23 protein-coding genes and 1 tRNA gene are annotated in these 23658 nt (G+C 47.4%); 15 read left to right on the forward strand and 9 right to left on the reverse strand.

All coding sequences use genetic code 11. The features are described from left to right. The first annotated feature begins 145 nt into the window (after nt 1-145). The 3 genes from paaZ to PKOR_RS25855 all read left to right on the forward strand — a co-directional run bounded on the left by paaZ (nt 146) and on the right by PKOR_RS25855 (nt 3572). Nucleotides 146-2197 carry a phenylacetic acid degradation bifunctional protein PaaZ gene (gene paaZ, locus PKOR_RS14600; RefSeq protein WP_046311681.1) on the forward strand — a complete coding sequence of 684 codons (2052 nt, stop codon included), beginning with the start codon at nt 146-148 and terminating at the stop codon, nt 2195-2197. Between the two features lie 153 nt (nt 2198-2350). Then, nucleotides 2351-3133: an enoyl-CoA hydratase/isomerase family protein gene (locus PKOR_RS14605; protein WP_046311683.1), complete on the forward strand. Its 783-nt coding sequence runs from the start codon at nt 2351-2353 to the stop codon at nt 3131-3133. 316 nt (nt 3134-3449) lie between these two features. Then, nucleotides 3450-3572 carry a hypothetical protein gene (locus PKOR_RS25855; protein WP_262501776.1) on the forward strand — a complete coding sequence of 41 codons (123 nt, stop codon included), beginning with the start codon at nt 3450-3452 and terminating at the stop codon, nt 3570-3572. 269 nt (nt 3573-3841) lie between these two features. Here the strand turns inward: PKOR_RS25855 and PKOR_RS14610 are convergent, their stop codons facing one another. After that, the gene (locus tag PKOR_RS14610; protein WP_046311684.1) at nt 3842-4909 is read right to left on the reverse strand and encodes an SDR family oxidoreductase; all 1068 of its coding nucleotides are present in this window, start codon (nt 4907-4909) and stop codon (nt 3842-3844) included. Nucleotides 4910-4984: 75 nt separating this feature from the next. After that, nucleotides 4985-5335 (reverse strand): winged helix-turn-helix transcriptional regulator, encoded by a 351-nt coding sequence (locus PKOR_RS14615; protein ID WP_046311685.1) that lies wholly within the window; start codon nt 5333-5335, stop codon nt 4985-4987. A gap of 130 nt (nt 5336-5465) precedes the next feature. Between PKOR_RS14615 and PKOR_RS14620 the strand changes: the two genes are divergently transcribed. From PKOR_RS14620 to PKOR_RS14645, 6 genes are all read left to right on the forward strand, one after another. Next, nucleotides 5466-6821, forward strand: coding sequence for an NtaA/DmoA family FMN-dependent monooxygenase (locus PKOR_RS14620; protein ID WP_046311687.1), 1356 nt, complete (start codon nt 5466-5468; stop codon nt 6819-6821). A gap of 273 nt (nt 6822-7094) precedes the next feature. Next, nucleotides 7095-8078 (forward strand): NAD(P)H-dependent flavin oxidoreductase, encoded by a 984-nt coding sequence (locus tag PKOR_RS14625; RefSeq protein WP_200897373.1) that lies wholly within the window; start codon nt 7095-7097, stop codon nt 8076-8078. 88 nt (nt 8079-8166) lie between these two features. Beyond that, a complete protein-coding gene (locus PKOR_RS14630; RefSeq protein ID WP_046311688.1) occupies nt 8167-8967 on the forward strand; it encodes an NADPH-dependent F420 reductase in 801 nt (266 codons plus the stop codon). A gap of 208 nt (nt 8968-9175) precedes the next feature. Then, entirely contained in the window at nt 9176-9958 is a 783-nt protein-coding gene (locus PKOR_RS14635) for an SDR family NAD(P)-dependent oxidoreductase (RefSeq protein WP_046311690.1), read from the forward strand. 185 nt (nt 9959-10143) lie between these two features. Then, the gene (locus tag PKOR_RS14640; RefSeq protein ID WP_046311692.1) at nt 10144-10437 is read left to right on the forward strand and encodes a hypothetical protein; all 294 of its coding nucleotides are present in this window, start codon (nt 10144-10146) and stop codon (nt 10435-10437) included. Between the two features lie 13 nt (nt 10438-10450). Next, nucleotides 10451-11467 carry an LLM class flavin-dependent oxidoreductase gene (locus tag PKOR_RS14645; protein ID WP_046311694.1) on the forward strand — a complete coding sequence of 339 codons (1017 nt, stop codon included), beginning with the start codon at nt 10451-10453 and terminating at the stop codon, nt 11465-11467. Nucleotides 11468-12277: 810 nt separating this feature from the next. Here PKOR_RS14645 and PKOR_RS14650 read toward each other — a convergent pair. The 3 genes from PKOR_RS14650 to PKOR_RS14655 all read right to left on the reverse strand — a co-directional run bounded on the left by PKOR_RS14650 (nt 12278) and on the right by PKOR_RS14655 (nt 14277). Further along, nucleotides 12278-13345, reverse strand: a complete 1068-nt coding sequence (locus tag PKOR_RS14650; protein ID WP_235336463.1) for a transposase — start codon at nt 13343-13345, stop codon at nt 12278-12280. 88 nt (nt 13346-13433) lie between these two features. Beyond that, nucleotides 13434-13742, reverse strand: a complete 309-nt coding sequence (locus tag PKOR_RS26195) for a transposase (protein ID WP_476704244.1) — start codon at nt 13740-13742, stop codon at nt 13434-13436. Between the two features lie 463 nt (nt 13743-14205). Further along, a tRNA-Glu gene (locus tag PKOR_RS14655) sits at nt 14206-14277 on the reverse strand. Between the two features lie 201 nt (nt 14278-14478). Here PKOR_RS14655 and gap point away from each other — a divergent pair. The 4 genes from gap (at nt 14479) to PKOR_RS14675 (ending at nt 17951) form a co-directional block, all read left to right on the forward strand. Then, nucleotides 14479-15471 (forward strand): type I glyceraldehyde-3-phosphate dehydrogenase, encoded by a 993-nt coding sequence (gene gap / locus PKOR_RS14660; RefSeq protein WP_046311695.1) that lies wholly within the window; start codon nt 14479-14481, stop codon nt 15469-15471. Nucleotides 15472-15713: 242 nt separating this feature from the next. After that, nucleotides 15714-16565 carry a universal stress protein gene (locus PKOR_RS14665; protein WP_046311697.1) on the forward strand — a complete coding sequence of 284 codons (852 nt, stop codon included), beginning with the start codon at nt 15714-15716 and terminating at the stop codon, nt 16563-16565. A 101-nt stretch (nt 16566-16666) separates the two neighbouring features. Further along, on the forward strand, nt 16667-17548 hold the full coding sequence (locus PKOR_RS14670) for a diacylglycerol/lipid kinase family protein (RefSeq protein WP_046314530.1): 882 nt from the start codon (nt 16667-16669) through the stop codon (nt 17546-17548). Nucleotides 17549-17603: 55 nt separating this feature from the next. Further along, the gene (locus PKOR_RS14675; RefSeq protein WP_046311699.1) at nt 17604-17951 is read left to right on the forward strand and encodes a translation initiation factor; all 348 of its coding nucleotides are present in this window, start codon (nt 17604-17606) and stop codon (nt 17949-17951) included. Between the two features lie 124 nt (nt 17952-18075). Here PKOR_RS14675 and PKOR_RS14680 read toward each other — a convergent pair whose 3' ends face one another. The 4 genes from PKOR_RS14680 to PKOR_RS14695 all read right to left on the reverse strand — a co-directional run bounded on the left by PKOR_RS14680 (nt 18076) and on the right by PKOR_RS14695 (nt 21726). Further along, nucleotides 18076-18501, reverse strand: a complete 426-nt coding sequence (locus PKOR_RS14680; RefSeq protein WP_046311701.1) for a hypothetical protein — start codon at nt 18499-18501, stop codon at nt 18076-18078. Between the two features lie 26 nt (nt 18502-18527). After that, nucleotides 18528-19262 carry a 3-deoxy-manno-octulosonate cytidylyltransferase gene (gene kdsB / locus PKOR_RS14685; protein ID WP_046311702.1) on the reverse strand — a complete coding sequence of 245 codons (735 nt, stop codon included), beginning with the start codon at nt 19260-19262 and terminating at the stop codon, nt 18528-18530. A 637-nt stretch (nt 19263-19899) separates the two neighbouring features. After that, the gene (locus PKOR_RS14690) at nt 19900-20241 is read right to left on the reverse strand and encodes a hypothetical protein (protein WP_046311704.1); all 342 of its coding nucleotides are present in this window, start codon (nt 20239-20241) and stop codon (nt 19900-19902) included. A 132-nt stretch (nt 20242-20373) separates the two neighbouring features. Beyond that, nucleotides 20374-21726, reverse strand: a complete 1353-nt coding sequence (locus PKOR_RS14695; RefSeq protein ID WP_046311706.1) for an NfeD family protein — start codon at nt 21724-21726, stop codon at nt 20374-20376. 107 nt (nt 21727-21833) lie between these two features. On the opposite strand from PKOR_RS14695, the gene PKOR_RS14700 reads away from it, so the two are divergent. Both PKOR_RS14700 and PKOR_RS14705 read left to right on the forward strand, forming a co-directional pair. Then, nucleotides 21834-22601 (forward strand): DUF4905 domain-containing protein, encoded by a 768-nt coding sequence (locus PKOR_RS14700; protein WP_235336483.1) that lies wholly within the window; start codon nt 21834-21836, stop codon nt 22599-22601. Nucleotides 22602-22607: 6 nt separating this feature from the next. Beyond that, nucleotides 22608-23567: a septal ring lytic transglycosylase RlpA family protein gene (locus PKOR_RS14705; protein ID WP_084694810.1), complete on the forward strand. Its 960-nt coding sequence runs from the start codon at nt 22608-22610 to the stop codon at nt 23565-23567. The last annotated feature ends 91 nt before the right edge of the window (nt 23568-23658 follow it).

A 23658-nucleotide genomic window follows, 5' to 3' on the forward strand; every position in this document is an offset into this window, starting at 1 on the left:
TAACATAGCTGTTCCAGAGCAAGAGACCGAGGAGTAAAGATAGCTTGGAATAAAAGCTTGTTAGTTAGAATAGAGGCTTTAGCTACAGACCTAATATCGTTTCTCTCTATCGTACCAATGACAATTTTGAAAACATAAAAGAACTATGAGCGCAATATTGCAAAACTACGCCATGGGAGAATGGACTCCCGGTTCCGGGCAAGAGAGCCAGATACTGGATGCTGTGACCGGCGAGCATATATATACAGCCTATAGCGGTGGCCTCGACTTTGAAGCGATGATGCAGTACGCCCGCAGCAAGGGTAATAAAGCACTTCGTAAAATGACCTTTCAGGAGCGCGGCCTGATGCTGAAAGCGCTGGCGTTGCACCTGCTAGCTAAAAAAGAAGGTTTTTATAAACTCAGCTACCGTACAGGTGCCACCCGCGCCGACAGTTGGGTCGATATTGAGGGCGGCATCGGTAACCTGTTTGCCTACGCCTCCCTGCGCAGAAAATTTCCAGGCAAAACGTTTTTTGTAGAAGATGAACCCATCGGCTTGTCGAAAGGCGGAACGTTTATGGGGCATCATATCCTGGTGCCAAAAGAAGGGGTAGCTATACACATCAATGCCTATAATTTCCCTGTGTGGGGTATGCTGGAGAAAATAGCTGTTAACCTGCTGGCAGGAATGCCTGCTATTGTAAAGCCTGCCCCTGTCACAGCCTTTTTGACAGAAGCGGTAGTAAGGGAGATCATCAACTCAAAGATTTTACCAGAGGGAGCTTTGCAGCTGGTAACGGGTACTGGAGAAGGCATCCTGGATCATGTGACGTACCAGGACGTAGTGACCTTTACAGGATCGGCCAGTACAGGTCGAAGATTGAAAGCTCACCCAAGACTTATTGAGGAAGCAGTGCCTTTCACTATGGAAGCAGACTCCCTGAACAGTGCCGTACTGGGGGAGGACGCTGTTCCCGGCACAGCTGAATTTGACCTATTCATCAAGGAAATACGCAAGGAAATTACCTCTAAGGCAGGACAAAAATGTACCGCCATTCGACGGGCCATTGTACCGGATAAGCTGATTGAAGATGTGCAGATTGCCCTAGGGCGTGAACTTTCTAAAACAGCCATTGGCGATCCGCAGGCTGAAGGGGTACGTATGGGCGCTATCGTAAGTAAGGAACAACTGCAGCGGCTGCGAAACAATGTAAGGGAACTGGCCAGGCAAACTCCTATTGTGTACGGCGACCTGGAGAAGGTGGACGTGATTGGGGCAGACCCTGAGAAAGGTGCTTTTATCTCGCCTATCGTTATGCTCAACGAGCAGCCGTTCCGCTACACCCATACCCATGAAGTGGAAGCCTTCGGTCCGGTAGCGACTATCATGCCTTATAAAAATTTAGATGAGGCTATTGAAATATCTAAAATGGGTAAAGGATCGCTGGTTTCTTCTATTGCCACGGCCGACCCTGCTATAGCACAGGAATATGCTATTGGCGCCGCGACCCACCATGGCCGTATTCTGGTGCTCAACCAGGAGTGTGCGAAAGAAAGTACTGGTCACGGATCCCCAATGCCGATGCTCATTCATGGCGGGCCAGGTAGAGCCGGAGGTGGCGAGGAAATGGGTGGTGTACGTGGCGTGAAGCACTTTATGCAGCGTGTTGCTATTCAGGGCTCTCCTACTATGGTAACGGCTATCACAGGCGTGTATCAGAAAGGAGCGAAGCAGGTCGAATACGATAAGCATCCTTTCCAGAGATACTTCGAAGAGCTGGAAATAGGGGAGACTTACGTTACGCATAACCATACCGTTACGGAGGCAGACATTGCCAACTTTGCGAACGTATCAGGGGATCACTTCTATGCCCACGTGGATGCTACTTCCCTGGAGGGAACATTATTTGAGGGTAAGGTTGCGCACGGATACTATATCCTGTCTAAGGCGGCGGGTATGTTTGTACATCCGAAAAAAGGACCAGTTTTGCTGAACTATGGGTTGGAAGAATGCCGCTTCACAAAACCAGTTTACCCGGGTATGACCATTGGCGTAAAGCTTACGTGCAAAGAAAAGGTAGGTCAGGAGAAGCGCAGCGAAGAGGATGTGGCAAAAGGTATCGTGAAGTGGTTGGTAGACGTAACAGATGAAACCGGCGAGACAGTGGCCGTTGCTACGATCCTAACCATGGTTAAAAAGTTAAATCAAGAATAAAAGAGAAATAGGACACAAGTATCAGGACGCAAGACTTTTGTTTTTTTAGCCTTGGATTCAGTTCCTCACCAGGGAATCGACTTACAAGAGCTGGATGTGTAAAATCGGAAGTCTGAAATCTTGGGGCTTACTACTTATGTCCAACAAGAAACTATGAGCACGAGAGATACAAAAGCAGCAGGTACAGTAGAGGCGACAACAGATGAACAGGGTATAACTACCGTTACATTTTTCCATCCATCGCATAACTCTTTGCCAGGTGCGCTACTGGATGAATTAGCTAAAACAATTACTAATGTAAGTCAGGAAGAGAAGACAAAAGTAATTGTGCTGAAAAGTGGGGGGGAACGTACGTTCTGCGCTGGTGCCAGCTTTGATGAGCTAATAGCTATTGAGAACAAAGAGCAGGGATTGGTGTTTTTCTCTGGCTTTGCAAAAGTTATCAATGCCTGCCGCAACTCAAGTAAAATCATTATTGGCCGGGTGCAGGGGAAAGCGATTGGCGGAGGCGTGGGTGTAGCCGCTTCCACGGACTACTGCTTTGCAACCCAGCATGCATCAGTGAAGCTGAGCGAACTGGCACTAGGAATAGGCCCTTTTGTAGTAGGACCTGCAGTAGAACGAAAAATCGGCTTGGCTGCTTTCTCCCAGCTTTCTTTAGATGCATCAGAATTCCGCTCGGCGGAGTGGGCCAAAGATAAAGGCTTATATGTGGATGTATATGAATCAACGGAAGAGATGGATGTCGCCGTCCAAACCTTTGCAGCTAAACTGACCTCCTACAGCCCGGAGGCCCTTAAAGCAATGAAAGAAGTGTTTTGGCAGGGAACAGAGCATTGGGACAAGCTACTAGTTGAACGTGCAGGCATTAGCGGCACGCTCGTTTTATCTGACTTCACCCGCAATTTTATCCGCTCTTTTAAAGAAAAGAAATAAACAGTGCTCTGTTGTCACAGTTCCTTTTCTGGTGAAGGCAGAGTTTAAAAGCTACATCATTTCCTGAAACGCTATGGGCTGTTATAGGACCATAGCGTTTTTATTATCTACTAGAGTACATTTGCATAACCCTCTTTTGCCTGCCGTAATACCTGAAAGCTGCTATTTATTGGCTACTCATTTCAGTCTGTTTATAATACGACTTATAGATAGACAACATTGGAGGCTGTCAAATATAGAATGTAAAACAACTTAATCCGACATGATGAGGTGGTGGTTATGCCGGAGAATAGCCAAGCTTTGGTGTCCGAAGTGCATGAAAAAAAGCCTTCAGCACACGCTGAAGGCCTTTCGAGTAGACCAAAGGATGGAATTATCGAACCTTATCCACATTGACTTGGCTGCTATAAGCGTTTATCTGAAGGTAGACGATAAGTAGGTACACTACTCTTCTTACTTTACATAAGAGGTGTTATTGGCTAACAAGCTACTGATGAAGTTTTTAAAGATTGTCCTTTACTGTTGTAGACTCTACAAGGGCAGAAAAAGCATTATAGCTACCAGTGTTGGTAATTGGCAATTTATCCTAAAAGCAATAGTAGTCGATTAATTAACCCATCACTAATTTAGCTTCCTTAATATTTCAGCCCACCCTTTATTCAATATTCTTGCTGTTAAGATTATGTCTATTTAAACGATGAAGAGACTTCAGGGAATCAACCGATCGTTGCGGAGTTGCGTGAACAGGTCGAAAAAAGACTCTTCCGTTTGCTGATAGACAGTAAAACCCAACTTGCGGCTCTTGGACATGTCCGTCATCACCTCAATCGGACGTCCCAGGTCCAGGTCGGTATGCCAGGGCGATGCCAATCGGTTCAAATCAGGCTCTATTAAATTGTACCGCTCTGCAATTTCACGCCACACGGGACCATCCTGGGCCATCTGGTCCTCCAGGGGATGAACGGCACCATCAAAGCCAACAGGCTCCACACCGAACCAGCCGGCCAGGCGCTTCCACAGCCATTTCCAGCGAAAGTACTCTCCGTTCACTACATTGAACGCCTCGTTACGGGCTGCTTCCGTGGTCGCTGCCCATACCAGGTGTTTTGCCAGCACCCGGGTGTCGGTCACATCCGACAGGCCGTTCCACTGCGCTTCCGATCCAGGAAATCGGAAAGGGCGATTCGTTTCCTTGCAAATGGTGGCATACGCAGCTAAGGTGGTTCCCAGGTTCATCTGGTTGCCTACTGCTTTTCCAATAACCGTGTGCGGACGGTGAATGCTCCAGGTGAAGCCATCACGGGCGGCAGCGGCATACACCTCATCTTCCTGCGCATAATAAAAGTTCTCTATGTCCAGCCGGGGCTGCTCCTCGCGCAGGGGCGTCTCGGGCAGAAACCCTTCTTTCGCATAGGCTTCGAAAGGCCCAAGGTAATGCTTGAGTCCTGTTACCAGAGCCACGTGCTGCACCGATTTCTTCGGTGCCAAGGCATCCAGCAGGTTACGAACCATCGCTGCATTCACCCTTATGTTTTCTGCCTCCGTCTCCATGCGCGTCCAACTGGTGAAAAACACGTGCGTGGGCGCAACATCGGCAAGGGCGGCTGACAAACTCTCTGGGCTCGTAAGGTCTGCTGCAACTGGCTGCACACCCTCTATGCTCACGTTAGGGTTTCGAGCCAGGCCATAGGTCGTCCACCCTTGTTTGACTAGTTCTTCTGCCAGGTTGCTGCCCGTGATCCCGCTTACACCCACTACTAAGGCTGTTCTGTTCATAATTTTTTTCCCGGTCTTTAAAATTCATCTAAAGTTGTAGGTACGGCATTATGCTTTCAGGGGCTACCAGCACATTCATTCTTTACTAAAGATTCTCTTTCGGTGGTTCAGTCCCCAACCCTTTAAGGCATCGATGATAGGGGTTAAGGTATCGGCATAGGGTTCCGGCTTATACAGGATCTTCACCGGGTAGTCATCCACTACCACGCGCTTTATCAGCTGGTGCTGCTCCAGGTCCTTGAGCTCCTTGGCCAGAACCTTCGGGGTGATCCCTGGAATACTCTCCTGTATGTCGGTGAACCGCTCGTTGCCGGTCATAACAGAGATGATGATAGGCAGTTTCCATTTGCCATTAATTACTTCGATCGCATCCCGCACCGGCTTTACCGTGTCAAGGCAGGACAGGTATCCCATTTTATTGGCCATAGCTCTTCTAAATTAAGTTATTTCACTTTCCTTTTGGAAAGCACTATACAAAGGAAAGTTAATAACCGTAATTTTGCAACAGGTTTTCCAATCAGGTCACCCTTAGCTTTCAGTAAAGCACAACAGAATCATGGAATCACCAAAAGAAATAATAGACAACCCTTCTACCGCCGGCAAGCAGATGCTTATCGGCCTCCACCTCGGGAATGGGTACGGCTCCCAGCCGGGAGCCTGGCGCATGCCTGGAGTAGACCCCAAAAGCTATGTGAATTTTGACGTCATCGTCAAGCAAGCGCAAGCCGCCGAACGGGGTAAATTACATTTCCTGTTTCTGCCTGACGGACCCAGTGTTTCCGCGGATGTAGAAACCCAGCCCCCTGGCGTAAACATGGAGGTGATGATGACCTTGGCAGCCATCGCCCGCGAAACCAAACGCATTGGCTTGGTTGCCACGGGCTCTACCACCTTTAACGAACCGTATAATCTGGCCAAACAATTTAAAGCGCTGGACGTGATGAGCCATGGCCGGGCGGGCTGGAATGCGGTGACGTCGAGTTCGGAGGAGGTCGCTGCCTTTTATGGCCGCAACATCCCCTCCAGCGAAGACCGCTACGGCCGGGCCCACGAAATGGTCCAGTTGATGCAGGCCCTCTGGGGCAGCTGGGGCAAGGACGCCTGGGTGCACAACCAGGAAAGCGGGGAGTTCACCAAAAAGGGGCAGGTGCGGCCCATCAATCTGCAAGGCCAATTTGTGAGTTCGAGCGGCCCGCTCTACATCCCGCCCTCGGAGCAAGGGCAGCCGGTTATCGTGCATGCCGGGGGCAGCCCCAATGCCCATGAGCTGGCCGGACGGTTTGCGAATGTGGTGATAGGCTCCGCCTTTACCATTGCTGACGCCCGGGCGCAACGAGCAGCCTTCCGAGCGGCCGCCGCACGGTACGGACGTGACCCGGATGAGCTTAAGTTTTTTGCGGGAATCATGCCCACGATTGCCAAAGACAAGCGCACTGCCCTAGACCGGCGCATTCAGTTGACGAAGGAGCACTTTCCACAAAGGGTTGCGTATCTGGAGCGTATGCTGGGTATACCGCTCGATAGTACCCGCCTGAACGACCCGCTTAGCCCAGCGCAGCTAAAGGCCGCTCGCCCTTCCCGGTACGACCCCCGCTCCTCCCACGCCCTAACGATTGCCCAAGAAGGCTGGAGCTTGCGGGACATTCTGGCGCACGGGGTCATTGATTACCACCCGGTTACTGTCGGTCCGGGCACGGAAGCGGCCGACCACATGCAGAAGTGGTTTGAGGCGGGAGCCGTTGATGGCTTCTGGATTTTACCCGATGTCAATGTTGATGGGATTGACGCCTTCGTAGAAGAAGTAGTCCCGATTCTGCAGGCACGTGGCTTGTTTCACCAAGAGTACGAAGGGAAGACCTTGCGGGAAAATCTAGGCGTGCCGTATCAGTATGGTGTCGACCCGCGCGTCTAAACCAGCTAAAACCCACACATCCCTTAAAACAGGAAAATAAGAATTATGGGGGCTGGCTAAATTGACAAGATACTCGCCACGAAATTCCGTGTGGCAGGGTATCTGGTACTCTTTGCAGATGCCTGGGGCGAGGAGAGCATCCAAGCCATTGCCCAGGCCGCCGGGGTGACTCTTCAGCGGAGAGGTTACTGCGAGAGGAATGTGAAAGAAACACACTCAAGGACCATTTAGGAATTCCCTATCAAAATGGAACGAATAGTTAAATCATAATTAATGAAAATGATTAATACAGAAAACCGGGTAACAGAAATTCTAGGGATTAAATATCCAATTATTCAAGGTGCTATGTCTTGGATAACCAATGCAGAATTTGTTGCGTCAGTAAGCAATGCCGGAGGTTTAGGGATGTTAGGCCCTCACGCTGGCCATCATACAAATCCAACATCATTTGACGAAATCTTTGACCGCTTAAAAGCGGAAATTCGAAAAGTCAAAACCTTAACGGATAAGCCCTTTGGGGTGCCGGTAATACTTTCTTACGATTTAAGTACGGTGGATGTTATTGCAGACTTACTGATTGATGAAGGTGTGAAAGTGGTGTTACTGAATGGCATGGATGGCTTTGATTATGGACCTCTAATTAAAAAGTTCAAGGGAAATAATATGAAGACGATTTTCCGTTCACTGACGCCAAGTATTGAGAATGCCCAATATGCAGAGAAAATTGGGGCAGACATCTTGGTTGCTACAGGATTTGATGAAGGCGGTACAGTGCCTGAAAAAGTAATCGGTACTTTTTCAATTGTTCCCATGATTGCTGATACTGTAGATATTCCTGTAATGGCTGCCGGTGGTATTGCAGACGCTCGGGGTGTTCGCGCTGCTTTCGCATTAGGTGCAGAAGGGGTGTTTGCGGGTACTGTTTTTATTGCCACTAAAGAAAATCCTGCTGCCGAAAATGTCAAACAACTTATTCTTACTCACACAGCAAGCGACCTACTGTTATTTAAAACTAATCCAGCCTACTATAGGTCAATACCCACACCATATAGCCGTGAACTTTTGGCGATGGATGAAGGTGGAAAAGCCCGGGATGAAATTGCCGACAAAATGTATACTGAACAGGGGCTAAAAGTTGGGATGCTGGATGGTGACCTGGAAAGAGGATATGTTACTGTAGGAAATGGATTGTCATACATTAAAAGTATCCGTAGCGTGAAAGAAGTTGTTGAGGACTTGATGCAGGATTTTAAATAGTGGACTTGCCGTAATTCTAGGCCATAATAGTTTATTGCCAAGTATGGCCGTTAATCATCAAACAATTTTAAACCTTAAATAAATAAACATGAGAATTGGAATAATCGGAGCAGGATTGATCGGATCTATCATTGCCAAAAAGTTAGTTAAAGCAGGTCATGCTGTAAAAATTTCAAACGAATTTCCGCCAGAACAATTAAAGGATGTAGAAGAAAGAACCGGAGCGACTGCAACAACAATTGATGAAGCTATCGAAGATGCAGAAGTGGTGATTACATCTGTTCCCAATAAAGCATTACCAGGCTTTAAAGAAAAGTTTAGTCGTTTGGGAGAAAATGTGGTGTTCATTGATACCTCCAACTATTTCCCAGCAAGGGACAATTATGTTATAGAGGAAATCGAAGCAGGTAAACCTGAAAGTGTTTGGGTAAGCGAACAATTAGGGAGGCCTGTAGTGAAAGCCTTTAACAGTTTACTTGGTTACACGCTGGAACACGAAGGAACAGCAAAGGGAACTAAAGGTCGTATTGCTATGGCAATCGCTGGTGATGTTCCTGAACATAAAAAAGTTGCGTCACAATTAGTAGATGCTATTGGTTTTGACCCTTTAGATAGCGGTTCCCTTGAAGATTCCTGGAGACTGCAGCCCGGAACTCCAGCTTATTGTACCGAATTAACAATTGAGGAGTTGGAGAAAGCCCTTAATCCTGAAAACATTCACAGGGAAAGGTCCGCTGAATTAAGGGACCTATCTCTTCAGAGATTAGCGGGATATGGTGAGAAAATTACATCGGCTTTAGGAAAAGGAGAGTATGTTGAAGGTTTCACCAGCAAACACATAGTCAACCTTTACAGAGAATTATTTTTCCCTGCAGACGGGCTTAAATAGTTTTCTAACCAAAATTTGAACCCATAAATCACTTGATATATGAAAGGAAAAAAAATGGTTGATTCTCAACCATCTATCCGGGTGCATATCATTGGTTGGATCCGGTTCGTGATGCTTCAATTAGCAGACAATTTGAAATTGATTCGGTAAGATCTAGAAGAGAGCATTCAATATAGGCATGATTGAACAACGCTGTTAAAATTATTAAATGAAAAAGTTAGAAAACAAAGTAGCATTGATTACAGGTGCTGCCCAAGGAATTGGCGCTGAATCGGCTTTGAGAATGGCTGAAGAAGGTGCAATAGTAATTGTTGCTGATTTAAGTGAAGACTTAGGTGTTAAAACTGTCGATTTGATAAAATCTAAAGGTGGTAAAGCAGATTTTATTAAAATTGATGTTACTAAAGAAGAAGAATGGATCAACGGTATTGCAGAAATTAAATCAAAATATGGTGCTTTACACATATTAGTAAATAATGCAGGGATCGGAAGGCCTTCTCCTATCACCGAAATGAGTTATGAAACTTTCAGGTTAGTGTTTGCAATCAATTTGGATGGAATGTTCCTGGGAATGAAGCACGCTATTCCGTTAATGACACAAAGCAATGGTGGAAGTATTATCAACCTGTCTTCTACAGCCTCAAAAAAAGCCTATGCAAATATGTCGGCTTACTGTGCCAGTAAGGCTGGTCTCGCACAATTGACAAAAGTTGCAGCGCTAGAATGTGCACAAAACAGGACAGGAATACGTGTAAACTCTATACATCCAGGGATAATTGAAACACCGGCTTGGGATTCTTTAGGGGCGCTTAATGGTGCTGATCCCTCTACAAAAGTTGATTTGGATCAGATGGCAGAAGCTACAGTTGCTCTGGGATATAAAGGCAAACCAAAGGATATCGCGAACGCCATTATATACCTAGCTAGTGAAGAAAGTAGCTATGTGACTGGTAGTGAACTTACAGTTGATGGCGGTCAGGCTATTTTATAAAAACACTTTGTGGCTTCGGCAATAAAAATACATGCCAAAGGCCCAGACCTTTTTGGAAAACTTTGTTATTAACACAGAGCCAGCTTTGAAACTAAAAGTAGGTGCAAACTCGTCTGTTACCGAAGACTATAATCCCATCCCTCGGACGTTTTATCGGAAATCGCATCGAAAATATTGTAGCTAGTATGCTAGCACACGGCCCGATCAACTACCATCCCGTTTTCCTGGGCACACCCGAAAGTATTGCGGACAAACTGCAGCAGTGGTTTGAGGCCGGGGTAGGAAACAGCTTTAACATTATTGGGGATTCCGGTTTAAGCTCACTGGCTGATTTTGTGGAACAGGTGGTTCCTATCCTGCAGAAGAGAGGCTTGCTACGGACAGAATATACCGGCTCCACCCTACGGGAGCATTTAGGATTACCCTATCAGAACGGCTTTGCTGAATTTGAGGAAAAGGATCAGGTTGCCGCATCTTAATAGTTATTATAACATGAAAGATAAACAAGATATAGCCTACTCAATTTTAGAGCTTGCTATTGTCTCCCAGGGGAACACCATCAAGCAGACCCTGAATGATTCATTGGCACTGGCAAGAGAGGCGGAGGCAAATAACTATAAACGCATCTGGTTTGCCGAGCACCATAACTCAGATAGTATCGCCAGCAGTGCCACAACATTGCTCATCGGGTACGTTGCCGAGAACACCTCTACCATCAGGGTGGGCTCAGGTGGCATCATGCTTCCCAACCACTCCCCTTTGATCGTGGCGGAGCAGTTCGGCACCCTTGCCCATCTGTACCCCAACCGAATCGATATGGGCCTAGGGAGGGCACCTGGCACGGACCAGGCAACAGCCCAGGCCATACGGTCAGATTTCATGCAGCTGGCACAACGGTTCCCCCAGGAAGTGGCTAAAATCCAACAGTACTTTTCCCCGGAAAACAAGAGCGCCACGGTCAGGGCTAGTGTGGCGGAAGGCACGGGCGTGCCGCTGTATATATTGGGGTCCAGCACGGACAGCGCCCACTTGGCGGCAAAGAAGGGGTTGCCCTACGCCTTTGCCAGCCATTTCGCCTCAACCCACCTACTCAACGCTTTGAGGATTTACAGGCAGGAATTCCAGCCTTCTGAGTTCCTGGAGGAAGCCTACACCATGGCTGGGGTAAATGTCTATATTGCAGACACCGACGAGGAGGCGGAAAGGCTGTTCACCAGCCTGATCAGAATGTTTGTGGGCGTGTTCACCGGAGCCAGGGATCCACTGCATCCGCCTACAGATTATACTGAGGACCTGAGGGAGATGTTCCAGCATCCTTCCCTGCACCAGATGCTGAAGTATTCCTTTGTGGGGAGCAAGCAAACCGTTAAGAAGGAAATAGAGGAGTTTCTAGGCCAAACCCGCGTGAACGAGCTGATTGCCGTTTCCACCATGTACGATATACATGACCGGCTAAAATCTGCCCGGCTATTTGCAGAGATAATGGTGGAAATAAATGAAGGTAGGTAAACTGTTAGATAGAATGACTTCAAAATAATTCCTGCTTCAAATATTCTTTTTGCGGCTCGATTTCGCAGGTTCTGGCGCTTAGTTTCGTTTCGGTTCTAGCAAATGTTAGGATCGGCGAAAAATAGACCGCACATACGGCATAAAAAAATATACCGCTCACCTCGTAAGATGTGCGGTCTATTTTTTTGGAAACAGTCCAAAATGGGTTCAAACACTATCTTCAGAGCGCAAGCGGGTAAAGATGAACTACCGGAAGCCTTGACTAAGGGTTTTATACGCCCTGTTACTTAGGAGGTTATAGAATCATTCAAGGTTTAGTATTGCATCGCCCACTTTCAGACAGCTCTGGGTCCCATGAGCGGTATACATTCCTATGGGTTGAATAAGAGCTTCCCGGGTTTTACAAAACCACTGTCTCTGCGTTGACCCGGACCATCGTCACCGTTGACCTATTTGTTGACTTTCACCGTTGACCAGTGCTTTGGGAACGGGCTTTTAACCTTTCCAGCTATACAACTGGATCAGCCGCTGCAATTTCGCGTTTCCACGCAAAAAGGCCCTTCTGCCATAGAAACCAAAGTGTTTTGCAGTAATTCAAGACACTTCATGGGCAGGTTTGCGTTGACTAACGGTGCATCCGGCGTTGACTGCACCGTTGACTTTTGCGTTTCTGTAGGTGCTACCTACGAAGGGAATCAAGTCTAGCGTGGTCCCAGAAAACGGCCGTGGCTGTTGCACAACTATTTTCAAGTCCTGCCTTTCCTTTTTTTCAGCTTCCCCAAAAGGTCTTCAGTTCAAGCTTTATCAGTTTTAGTTGAAGAAGAGCAGTGAAAATATAAAGGGACCGCCTCTAAATTCCTGTTGGCGCTCTTTTTCCAGCGCCGTGACCATGATCACGGATTTGGTTGGCTTGAACTTCATGTACTTCTTTAAATTGAAGGCAATGGCAGCCAGGAGCATGACTTTATGCGCCCCTGATTTTCCCAGGACATTGATCTTGCGCAGGCCATAGTGCTGCACCAGGCTCCCGAACACCGGTTCCACCGTGCTCTGACGAAGTTTTTTCATGCGCTTGCCGCGCCTGCTGTTCTGCCTGGCGTATGCCCGCTGGTACTGCGCGTCATAGGCCGTGCGAGTTATTTTCCGGCACCGGGCTTTGGGGGCGCAGGTGGGTTTGGACGCGCACTGCCTGCAGTCCGCCGGGGCCGCCCAGTAGTTCTTCAGCAGCCTGCCGTCCGCAGTGCGGTCAAAGCCCATGAAAGGAAGCGGCTTTCCCATGGGGCAGGTGTAGCGGTCATGCTCCTTGTCATAGGGAAAGCCCGCTATCTCCGGCTTGTACTTGCCGAACACGGGTATCCACCCAGTGATGCCCTGCAGCTCGAGCATGTGGTAATTGGAGCCGTTGGAGTAGCCGGCATCGGCCAGCAACTCCTGCATCAGCAGACCATTGGCTCTGAGCCTGCCTTGCACCTGCATCACCAGGGACGGCAGGTGCTGGCTGTCCCTGCCGTCGGCAAAGTCTGCCCGTACATGACTGATCACGCCTTTGGCCGTGTCCACGGCCATGCTGCAGTGGTAATTGAGCTTCCTGGCTTTGCCGGGCTTGACAGAAACGCGGGCATCGGGATCGTGCGGGGAGTAGTGCGTCTTGTTGCTGAGCAGCTGCGCCTTTTCATTGGTTGATCCGACAGCCCCTGTGGGGCGCTCATTCAGCCGCTGCCAGCGCCTCTCAAGCCGCTTGAGTTGGTGTTCGGGAGCAGTGATATACAGCCCGGAAGACGGATTCGCTTCTTTATTCACATCCTGATGCTCTGTACCTGCTTTTTGTAAGCGGTTTTCTACGGATGCGGCACCTTGCTTGAGAACCAGGCTCTCCATGGAGGCATTGGCCTTAATTGGGGCTGAGTCTATGGCTTGTATACTGCCTGATACCATGCCCTTCCCCACGCACAGGCTGAAGACTCTGTCAAACAGCGATTCGAACAAGGCCTCGGGGTACAGCTGGCGGGTGCTCAGAGAGGGTGGAGTGCCAGGGCAGCGGCTCGTCGAGCTGGTAGTCCAGAAAGTAGAGCAGGTCCAGCCGCAGGCTGCAGTGCTCGATGAGTTTTCTGTCTGAGACGATGTTCTCCAGGTAACCCACCAGGCAGAGCTTGAAGAACACCACTGGATCGATGCTGTGCTGTCCGCAGCTGCCGTAGAGGGGCTGGGTCAGTTCGTAGAGAAAGTCCAGATTTAGATGCTGCTTAAGCCGTCGGTAAAAGTTATGCTCCGGCACCTAGAGCCGAAAGCGAGAAGTGCAGCTCCTTCTCATCCTTAAAAGTCTTCCTGCCCTGCATAGCACCAAAGGTTTAACTTATATGCTTACGGCTGGATTTGAGCAGTTGTGCAACAGCCACGGCCGTTCTAGCGATACTTACAAGCAGTATGCAAAATTTATGTGTAGTAAGTCCCGAATTGCCGTCTCACAAATCAAACCAGTATTTTGATTTATGAGATGAGTTGGTGATACAGTATAGCAGCTTTACTTCTAACACGTATCTCCAGGCACTCGAAGGAGGTATGAGGTCAAGAGAGTGGGAGCACGTAGCGCTAGAAGATAAAAGGTGAATTTAAGACGTGTTGGCTCCCGTAAAGGGTCTAATCAGCCTACTTATGGGGAGCGTACAACAAAGATGCACAGCTTTAGTGTCCGAAGTGCATAAAAAAAGGCCTTCAGTGTTAACTGAAGGCCTTTCGTGTAGCCCGTAGGGGAATCGAACCCCTGTTACCAGAATGAAAATCTGGCGTCCTAACCCCTAGACGAACGGGCCAAATGTTTACTATAACGGGTCGTTCTTGTTGATTGACGGTGCAAATATAGCTGGTGTTTTTATATATGCAAAAGCATAAGGTAAATATTTTTTAGGTTTATGCGTAAGAGATTCAATATCAGACTAGAAAAAAATATTGGTTTTCCACTATGGTATATCGTAACTTTACCAGCATTAACAAACTCTCAATAACTAGATACCATGTCTAAAATTAAAGTTGCAATCAACGGCTTTGGCCGAATTGGCAGGCTAACTTTCAAGGCCCTGCTTCAGAAAGAGAATGTAGAGGTGGTTGCTATCAACGACCTGACTGATACAAAAACGCTTGCACACCTACTGAAGTATGATTCTGTGCATGGCAGATTCGATGGCACGGTAGAAGCCTCTGAAGGTGGGATCATCGTGAACGGAACAGAAATCAAAATCACTGCTGAGCGTGAACCAAAGAACCTTCCTTGGGGTCAGCTTGGTGTTGATGTAGTATTGGAATCTACTGGTCGCTTTGTTGACGAAGCCGGTGCAGGTGGTCACCTGGAGGCTGGTGCGCGTAAAGTAGTTATCTCTGCTCCAGCTAAAGGCGACATCAAAACAGTTGTACTTGGTGTGAACGAGGACGTACTGACTGGCGAAGAGACAATCGTTTCTAACGCTTCTTGTACTACAAACTGCCTTGCTCCAATGGCAAAAGTACTTGACGATGCTTTCGGTATCGAAAAAGGATATATTACTACTGTACACGCTTATACTGCTGACCAAAACCTGCAGGATGGTCCTCACAAAGACCTGCGTCGTGCTCGTGCAGCTGCTTATTCTATCGTACCAACCTCTACAGGTGCCGCTAAGGCTGTAGGTCTGGTATTGCCTCATCTGAAAGGTAAATTGGATGGTGTAGCAATGCGTGTTCCAATTCCAGATGGTTCACTGACTGACCTGACTTGTATCCTGAAGAGACCGGTTACTAAAGAGGAAATCAACGCTGCTGTTAAGAAGGCTGCTGAAGGTGAACTGAAAGGTATTCTGCAGTACACTGAGGATCCAATCGTATCAATCGACATCGTGGGTAACACTCACTCTTGTATTTTCGATGCGGAAATGACTTCAGCTAACGAAACACTTGTCAAGGTTGTTGGCTGGTACGACAACGAAGCTGGTTACTCTAACCGTGCTGCTGACTTGATCACTCGTTTAGGCTAAGCAAGTAAGTTTCCTAAAGAATATTCTTTGAAAGCCCACCCTGCTCCAGGGTGGGCTTTCGTTTTTTATGTCCCAGACGAACATCATTTCTAATAAAAGAGTATAAACTGACGAAGGGCATTCTTTATATTAGGCTTTCGCTATACTTTTACTTCCAGGCTTAATTACCTGATGTACTGTTTGTAGCTTTGGTACCTGTGCGTCTTATTCTCTAATTGAACATCCACTAAACCGTATAAAACATGAGAAGGATTTTAGTACCCACTGATTTTTCGGAGGAAGCACGTAATGCTTATGAGGTAGCTATCTCAATAGCTCGCCGTACAGGAGCGGCCATAAAGCTACTTCATGTGGTTGAAACACCTTATTACTCCTCTAATTTTAGTGCCACCGGTGATGTGATGCTTGGCTCCGACAACATGGAGCAGGTGTTTATGCTGCGCCTACTAGAGAGCACAAAAAGCCAGATGAATGAATTGTTGCGTAGCCTGCCACACGATGGGGTAGAAGTGGTACAAGAGGTGGATGTAGACAGGCCAATCAGCAAAATCAGGAGAACCATAAAAGAGGATAATGTTGATTTAGTAGTAATGGGCTCGAAAGGGTCAAGCGGGTTAGACGAGTTTCTGATTGGTTCCAATACAGAAAAAGTGGTACGCACAGCAGAGTGCCCGGTACTGACGGTTAAACACCGCATACCGAATTTTAATGTGCGTGAAATCGTATTAGCCTCCGATTTTAAGCGCGAAATCGGGCATGCTATGAGCCACTTTAAGAACTTCCAGGAGCTTTTTGGGGCACGTTTGCACCTGGTATACATTAACACACCTGGCGCCTTCGAGTCAAGCTCAAACCTGCGGCAGAAGTTGCAGTACACAGCCGAGAAGTATAGTCTTCAGAACTATAGTATCAATATCTATAACGATGTGATGGAGGAAGATGGCATTCTGCATTTTGCAAACGACATTCAGGCAGACCTGATTATGATGGCTACCCACGGTAGAACAGGCTTGGCTCATCTGCTCAGCGGAAGTATAGCTGAGGACCTGGTGAACCACACACGTATTCCCGTGCTGACAGTTCACTTGAAGTAACAGTAGGAGTTAGCAAGTTTAGCCTGATGCCAAACCGCGTCAGGCTTTTTTATTACCGCCCGAAAAGGGTAAATTTGTTCAGGCCAACCAATGGCTACATTATGAGCAAACGCACGAAAATCAGGTTTATCATCAATCCAACTTCTGGTCCAAAGAGCCGGATAGATGTGCCTGCCCGCATACAGGAACTTCTCGATCATGCTCGGTATTCATATGATATAGTTTACACCACTCATGCCGGCCATGCACCAGAGCTTTCCCATGAAGCGGCGAATGCAGGTGTAGAAGTAGTGGTAGCAGTAGGTGGAGACGGCACTGTAAATGAGGTGGCACGCGGGTTACTGAATACTGAAGCAGCCCTGGCCATACTTCCGAGAGGTTCTGGTAACGGTCTAGCTCGGCACCTGGAAATACCTATGGGTATAGAGGGAGCACTTCGGATACTTAATCAGGGGCATATAACAACTATAGACAGTGGTGAAATTAATGGACACCCCTTCTTTACCACTGCCGGGATCGGCTTTGATGCCTACATCAGCTCTGTATTTGCTGGTAACAAAAAGCGTGGCCTGCAAACTTATGTAGAGCTGGTTATGAAGGAGGTACGCAGCTTTAAGCATTTGCCCGTAAAAGCAAGTATAAACGGTAATGATCTAGACACCGACTGTTTTGTGATGGCCTTCGCGAATGCTGCACAGTATGGCAACAATGCTTACATAGCACCTGAAGCTGATATTCAGGATGGCTTGTTAGATGTGTGCCTCGTGCGCCGGCTGGACCTGGTAAAAGCTTTGAATTTGAGCTATTGCATGCTAACCAAACAGCTGGCTAATGCTGATAGCGCGGAGTATTTCAAAACTGAATATGTTACTGTGAAGACAGAGGAGCCGATGTTGTACCATGCCGACGGGGACTTTATGGGCAAAGCGCAGGAGTTTGAGGTAAAGATGCTGCCGCTGTCACTGAAAGTGTTGGTGCCGTAGTTAAGTTGATGATTTGAGGTTGATGTAACGTTTACCTAATTTAAAATTAAGAGTAATGCGAGATAAAAATAAGAAAGACCGCCAGGGTGTAGTGTATTCTACTGACCAGGAGTTTAATTACGAGTACGAGAATGAGCATGAGGAGGAAACGCTTCCGCCGCAACAGCAGAACCTGAAAGTAATGCTCGATAAAAAGGCTCGTGGTGGCAAGCAGGTAACCCTTATTACAGGCTTTGTGGGTACAGAGGATAACCTGAAGGAGCTTGGAAAAATGCTGAAAAGCAAGTGTGGTGTAGGCGGATCAGCTAAGGATGGTGAGATCCTGATCCAGGGTGATTTCCGTGATAAAGCTGTGCAGGTGCTGCAAGCTGCCGGATACAAAGCAAAAAAAGCCGGAGGATAATGCTGAGTATATATTTGAAAAGGTAGAAAGTCAAATTAATACTTGCAGTGGCGCCATCCGCTAAGTCATTAGTTGTCCGGTTGCGTCTGCCAAAAGGTGAATAACCTTCTAGCTCCTAAACTCTCTAACCTTTTAACTTCATAACGTATTTCTGAGGCCCTTCCATTAACCAGAAGTTAGCCGTCTGCTGCACAAACACACTACCTGCAAGTGCGGGAGCCTTGGGCGGGGAAGGTTTATAAACCTGTAGCGCTGATTGTTGCTGTGTTGTCAGCACAAAACCTATCTCCTCCAGGCGTTGCTGTAGCTGTTGGGCAGTATACTTTTGCACTGGTATGCGAAGCTCGGTACGGCGGTATAGTAGCAGCATGGCCAGGCTAAACAGCAGCGAGAAAATAGCCGCATTCAATGCAATCTCCTTTAACATGTCTACCGTGCCGTTCTCCGCAAAGCGACCATTAAGGCCATACCATACGGCAGTTAAGATACAGTACATCACAAAGAAGTATAGATTCAGCCGCACAAACCGCAGCAAAGTATAGTTCCGCATAGAAGTTTGGTAAACAGGTACAGGCACTAAGCGTTATTAATCGCTCGTTCCAAATCCTCAGGTGTATCTATGCCTATAGTTTCATGATGAGTAAGCGCAGTGGTGATATGGAAGCCATGCTCCAGCCAGCGTAGTTGCTCCAATGATTCTGCCAATTCTAAACTTGATGGCTGTAGCTGCGTTATCTGCTCCAGAATATCGGCTCTGTAGCCGTATATGCCAATGTGCTTGTAGTAAGTATGTTGTTTATGCCAGATATCGTTTGGTACGTTGCGGCAGTAGGGTATCGGCTGGCGGCTAAAGTATAAAGCCTCGCCTCTTTGGTTCAGGACTACTTTTGGCGAGTTAACATTGAATAGCTCTTCTGGTGTCTCTACTTTTTTAACAAGCGTTGCCAGTTGCGTGTGGGGCTTGTCAAAACATCTTGCCACCAGTTCGATCTGCTCCGGGTGGATGAAAGGCTCATCGCCCTGAATATTGATAATGTACTCATACGGCTTGTTGTGTAGTTTGTATGCCTCAAAGCAGCGATCGGTTCCGCTCTGATGGTTACTTCCTGTCATCACGGCCTTTCCGCCAAAACCTATCACATGTTCCAGTATACGCTCATCGTCGGTAGCTACTAATACCTCTGTTAGCCCAGACTTTTGTGCCTGTTCGTACACCCGCTGAATCATACTTTTGCCTTTGATATCGGTCAGGGGTTTGCCTGGGAAACGGGTGCTGGCGTATCGTGCCGGAATAATGCCAAGTACTTCCATTGTGCTCAAGGGTTAGGGATGAAACCCAAAGGTACACAAGAGTGGCCACTAATCCAGCGATGCGGCATCTTCACTTAACATTTGGAAGGGCTTGTACTTACTCTTCAGCTTGATGTCCGCGGGAAGTGAGCACAAGTAGGTTCGTAAGTATAAATAGGCTTAGGTAGAAGAGTCTTTTCATGGTTAGGTTATAAGGGCTATAGTTTACAGAGGCTGTTGGTATGCAAAGGGTTGCACCTAATCAAAACTTTATATTGCCTGCACAGATACAACCTGAATAGCCGGCACAACGCGGGGCTGGGGAAGCATGCCACAGCGGCGGTCTAGTGGCTCTGGCAACTGTTTATACTGTAGCAGTACCCGTGTGCTATCCTGTTGCTTATACCTATTACTAATGTCACCATCATTTTCCGGAAGGTAACGTTTCCCGTCTATACCTACCTCAAACCCACAACCATCGGCTGCAACTTCACCAGTCCAATAGAGGGTAGCAGTCTTTGTTATTGTTAAGTTCTGCTCCTCATCATGCTGGGTGGTGCTTTGGCAGGCTGAGATGACTATCAGCAGAAGAACCGGGTACCGTAGTTTCTTTATATAAACAGGTTTTAGTGCCTGCTGGGTATAATATTAGCTACATTTATTTCCTTCTTATCTCCAGTATTTTGATAGTATTGATATCTGTCATGGACATACAGGCTCGTGTAGTTTTGTTATAGTTGATGATTTTGGTTTCTACCTCAGTAGGAGTCTTTGTTTTAAATGAGTCGCTGATCTCTGACTCGTTAACAGGTTTATGTCTTACATCGCCCATCTGGAGCACGTAGCCACATCCGTCAACAGCATAGTCCCCAGTATAAATTAGCCTTGCATCAACAGTTGTTATTGTGGGGTTGCCTTCTTCGTTTTTGCTGCAAGAGGCAGAAATCGCTACAAAGCCAAGTACAGTAAAGTGCAGAAGCTTCTGTCGGAGGTTTGTCATCGGGCTCTTTTACAGTAAGATTCTTTTCAGGTAACGATGGTTGCAGTCAGGTTAAAATGACTTGTGCTACTTTGCTGAAGGCACCCTATGGAAAGTGTTAACCAGCTGTATTTCTAATCTACTGAGGCTAATTTACGCCTGCACTTTTTTTACCCGAAGCGCAAAGGTGCTGTGATCGATTACCTGAACGGTTTCGCCTTTTTCTATAAAGCCATCACGTGCCTGCGCATCGTAAAGTATGTCATCTATCATGATGCGGCCGGATGGAGCCATACGGGTATAAGCTACACCTGTTTTACCCACCAGGTGCTCAGATGTATTTGCTGAACGGTAACCTTCACGGCTGTTGAGGGTGTTACTCAAGACTACACGCTGCATGGAGCGGCTGTTAAGCAGACGCTCCCAAGTAAGACCTATCACTACAGCTGCACCTGCCATTCCAATTACTACCGACATCAGACTTTTCATCAAGTTCTCGGAGGGTACAAAAGTGAAGTCGAACATCTGGTTGTTTAGCATGACCAACACCAACGACACCATAGTGAGAACTATTCCGCTTATGCCTGTTATACCAAAGCCCGGCACTACAAATAACTCCAGCAAGATCAGGATGATACCTGCTACAAACATGAGTATTTCCCAATTTTCAGCCAAGCCATTGAGGTAGTATGGCACAAGGTATAATACACCTGCTGCAATAGCCGCTATCAAAGGAAAGCCAATGCCAGGCGTTTGTAGCTCAAAGTATAAACCGCCTATAATAACAAGCAGAAGTATGCCACTTATAAAAGGATTTAGGAAGAAGGAAATAATACGGTCTGAGGTACCTAACTCATATCGAACCACCTGAGCATCCTGCAGATTCAGTTGCTTTAGAACTTCCTCTACGTTGGAGGCAACACCATCACAAAAACCATACTTTATAGCTTCGGAAGTGGTAAGGGTAAGTACCTGCCCTACTGAAAGCGTGCTGTCTACACTTGCCTCCACCATGGCCTCAGCCAGGTGAGGGTTGCGGTTATTTGCCTCTGCCGTAGAGCGCATAATGGAGCGCATGTAACTTTGGTATTTACCTGGGGCGGCCTGTCCATCGGCACCCACTACGGTTGCTGCTCCTATGTTAGCGCCGGGCGCCATGTAAATGCTGTCGCAAGCCAGAGAAATCAGTGCACCTGCCGAAGCAGCATCTTTGTTGATGAAAACATAGACTGGCTTAGGATACTCCAGAATACGTGTCCGGATCTCATCAGCATCATTCAGAGCACCGCCAAAAGTATCCAGCTCCAGCAATACATGGTCGGCACCTATGTTGGTTGCTTCCTGCAGCGCCAACTCAATATAACGGTTAGTGCGTGGATCTATCTCAGACTTTACCTCCATCAGCAGCACTTTAGGAGCAGCCTGTTGAGCTGATGTGTAAAAGGGCAGGAGGCAAAGCACGAGCGCGAACAGGTACAAATGCCGAAGCTTTAAATAGATTTCCATAACTTTGTAGCGGGTTAACAACCTGATTCAGGAGATAATATAGTCAAATCCAAACGCATATCATACCTCTACTATTCTCATACGATTTTAAAGCTCCGGTGTGGCGGATGAGACTCGATAGCAGCACTGCCTGCCTTGCCCTGGAAGTTCGGGACCCAGACCTCCTGCTCACCAGCTTTTATACACTGGATACTGCTAGTCTTAGCCTAAGCCATTTGGATCTGCCACAGACACAAGCGTGGTGGCAAGGGCTTGAGGACGCTGAGCACGGGCTTTTATACTTGCATGGCTATGGTAACCGGCAGTTGGGGCAACATAAAGGCATTGCAGGCTATGATGAGGAGAATAAGGGCAAGGTATGGGAAACTGCAGAGCTGGCCTTTTATGGTATAGCAAAAGCTGGCGTACTGGCCTACAACCCTATGCAACCTGAAGCTCCCTTACAATCATTGGCTCCTAAAACTGGTATGGCCACTGGGCAAAGCTTTACCCAGCAAGAGGCTGCTGAGGAGGTGGCACACTACAGCCGCACCCGCTATCAGGACTGTCTCTACCCAATCTTGTATCGCGAAGGAGAGGCTTATTTTGAGCAGGTGAGGGATTTTCTGAGAGAGCAGTTACAGGTAGAACCCTTGCAGGCCTTGGAGTATGCCGAAACAGAAACTTGCCTGGTCATTAGCTTTTATCTGGAAGATACAGATGGTAGCCTGCAGAATGAATTAGCTATATTCGACCTGGAGGGAAAATTGCATCAAAAGGTGAAAATTGGGAGCAGATTAAGTGGTATTGGTTCGGATACTTTTTTTATCTTTAAGCACAATTTATATTTCATCCTGAATAAAGACATTCTACAGGTTTTTCGACTTTTAGCCTAGCCAAATATGTTACGATCTTTATTACTCTCTCTTGTAGCAGTGCCTGTACTTTCTTTTTCTGCGAATGCCCTCGATATCTCAGTAGTTCGTGATTCGGTAGGAGTGGAGCGCAAGAATGGAAAACTGTTTGTACAGCATAAGGTAGAACCTAAAGAAACGCTTTATGCCCTCTCCAGAAAGTATGGCGTTCCAGTCAACAAGATTGTAGAGGCTAATCCTAGCGTGCAGACAGCGATCAGGATAGGTGAGGTGGTACTGATTCCGCGCGGCTTTGTTTCCGTGGCGGCTACTGCTTCTACAACCACAAATGCTGCACCTGCCCCCGCAGCAAGCAACCGTACTTATACAGTAAACAGCATCGGTAATAAGCTGCATACTGTGGAGCCAAAGCAGACGCTTTACGCTGTTTCGCGCATGTACAACGTTTCGGTAGAGAACCTTAAATTCTGGAATAAGCTCCACGATAATAATATTGAAATTGGGCAGCAGCTAATTGTGGGTATTGGGGAGCCTACTCCAACCAAAAAGCCGGTATATGTGCCAGAGCCTGATGACGAGATGGCCAAAGCCAGTGATTCTAATGCCGTGGCTTCAGCTGCACCTGCTACACCTGTTACCACCACTACAGCTACGCCAACTGCTTCTGTTAACGAGCGGGTAGAGGAGGAAGAGGAAGCACCTGTTACCGGTGTGAACAGAATGATGGAGGCTGGTATGGCAGAAATGATTGACCCGAAGACTAACGATACAAACAAATACCTGGCGCTACACAAAACCGCTCCTGTTGGTACTATCATGCAGGTAAAAAATGCTATGAACGGGCAGGTGGTTTACGTGCGAGTAATCGGAAAGCTACCTGAGACAGGTGCTAATGACAAGGTGATTGTTCGCCTGTCTAAGAAGGCTTACCAAAAGCTTGGTGCTGTTGACCCTCGATTCAGAGTGGAGCTTTCTTACATGCCGTAATAAGGTATAGTATAAAATAATGAGAAGCGGAATGGTACCAGCCATTTCGCTTTTTTGTGCCTGCACCGTAGCTTTCAGTATGAAGGCAACC

It is taken from the genome of Pontibacter korlensis (genome assembly GCF_000973725.1).
Classification (GTDB): Bacteria; Bacteroidota; Bacteroidia; order Cytophagales; family Hymenobacteraceae; genus Pontibacter; species Pontibacter korlensis.

What these genes read in the sequence shown, in the direction of transcription:
- PKOR_RS14625 (WP_200897373.1), top strand. Translation starts at nt 7,095, where the DNA reads ATGAAAATGATTAATACAGAAAACCGGGTAACAGAAATTCTAGGGATT.
- PKOR_RS14680 (WP_046311701.1), bottom strand. Translation starts at nt 18,501, where the DNA reads ATGCGGAACTATACTTTGCTGCGGTTTGTGCGGCTGAATCTATACTTC.
- kdsB (WP_046311702.1), bottom strand. Translation starts at nt 19,262, where the DNA reads ATGGAAGTACTTGGCATTATTCCGGCACGATACGCCAGCACCCGTTTC.
- PKOR_RS14610 (WP_046311684.1), bottom strand. Translation starts at nt 4,909, where the DNA reads ATGAACAGAACAGCCTTAGTAGTGGGTGTAAGCGGGATCACGGGCAGC.
- PKOR_RS14665 (WP_046311697.1), top strand. Translation starts at nt 15,714, where the DNA reads ATGAGAAGGATTTTAGTACCCACTGATTTTTCGGAGGAAGCACGTAAT.
- PKOR_RS14700 (WP_235336483.1), top strand. Translation starts at nt 21,834, where the DNA reads ATGAGACTCGATAGCAGCACTGCCTGCCTTGCCCTGGAAGTTCGGGAC.
- PKOR_RS25855 (WP_262501776.1), top strand. Translation starts at nt 3,450, where the DNA reads ATGAAAAAAAGCCTTCAGCACACGCTGAAGGCCTTTCGAGTAGACCAA.
- PKOR_RS14690 (WP_046311704.1), bottom strand. Translation starts at nt 20,241, where the DNA reads ATGACAAACCTCCGACAGAAGCTTCTGCACTTTACTGTACTTGGCTTT.
- PKOR_RS14675 (WP_046311699.1), top strand. Translation starts at nt 17,604, where the DNA reads ATGCGAGATAAAAATAAGAAAGACCGCCAGGGTGTAGTGTATTCTACT.
- PKOR_RS14640 (WP_046311692.1), top strand. Translation starts at nt 10,144, where the DNA reads ATGCTAGCACACGGCCCGATCAACTACCATCCCGTTTTCCTGGGCACA.
- PKOR_RS14615 (WP_046311685.1), bottom strand. Translation starts at nt 5,335, where the DNA reads ATGGCCAATAAAATGGGATACCTGTCCTGCCTTGACACGGTAAAGCCG.
- PKOR_RS14650 (WP_235336463.1), bottom strand. Translation starts at nt 13,345, where the DNA reads ATGGAGAGCCTGGTTCTCAAGCAAGGTGCCGCATCCGTAGAAAACCGC.
- PKOR_RS14705 (WP_084694810.1), top strand. Translation starts at nt 22,608, where the DNA reads ATGTTACGATCTTTATTACTCTCTCTTGTAGCAGTGCCTGTACTTTCT.
- PKOR_RS14630 (WP_046311688.1), top strand. Translation starts at nt 8,167, where the DNA reads ATGAGAATTGGAATAATCGGAGCAGGATTGATCGGATCTATCATTGCC.
- PKOR_RS14670 (WP_046314530.1), top strand. Translation starts at nt 16,667, where the DNA reads ATGAGCAAACGCACGAAAATCAGGTTTATCATCAATCCAACTTCTGGT.
- PKOR_RS14620 (WP_046311687.1), top strand. Translation starts at nt 5,466, where the DNA reads ATGGAATCACCAAAAGAAATAATAGACAACCCTTCTACCGCCGGCAAG.
- PKOR_RS14645 (WP_046311694.1), top strand. Translation starts at nt 10,451, where the DNA reads ATGAAAGATAAACAAGATATAGCCTACTCAATTTTAGAGCTTGCTATT.
- PKOR_RS14635 (WP_046311690.1), top strand. Translation starts at nt 9,176, where the DNA reads ATGAAAAAGTTAGAAAACAAAGTAGCATTGATTACAGGTGCTGCCCAA.
- gap (WP_046311695.1), top strand. Translation starts at nt 14,479, where the DNA reads ATGTCTAAAATTAAAGTTGCAATCAACGGCTTTGGCCGAATTGGCAGG.
- paaZ (WP_046311681.1), top strand. Translation starts at nt 146, where the DNA reads ATGAGCGCAATATTGCAAAACTACGCCATGGGAGAATGGACTCCCGGT.
- PKOR_RS14695 (WP_046311706.1), bottom strand. Translation starts at nt 21,726, where the DNA reads ATGGAAATCTATTTAAAGCTTCGGCATTTGTACCTGTTCGCGCTCGTG.
- PKOR_RS14605 (WP_046311683.1), top strand. Translation starts at nt 2,351, where the DNA reads ATGAGCACGAGAGATACAAAAGCAGCAGGTACAGTAGAGGCGACAACA.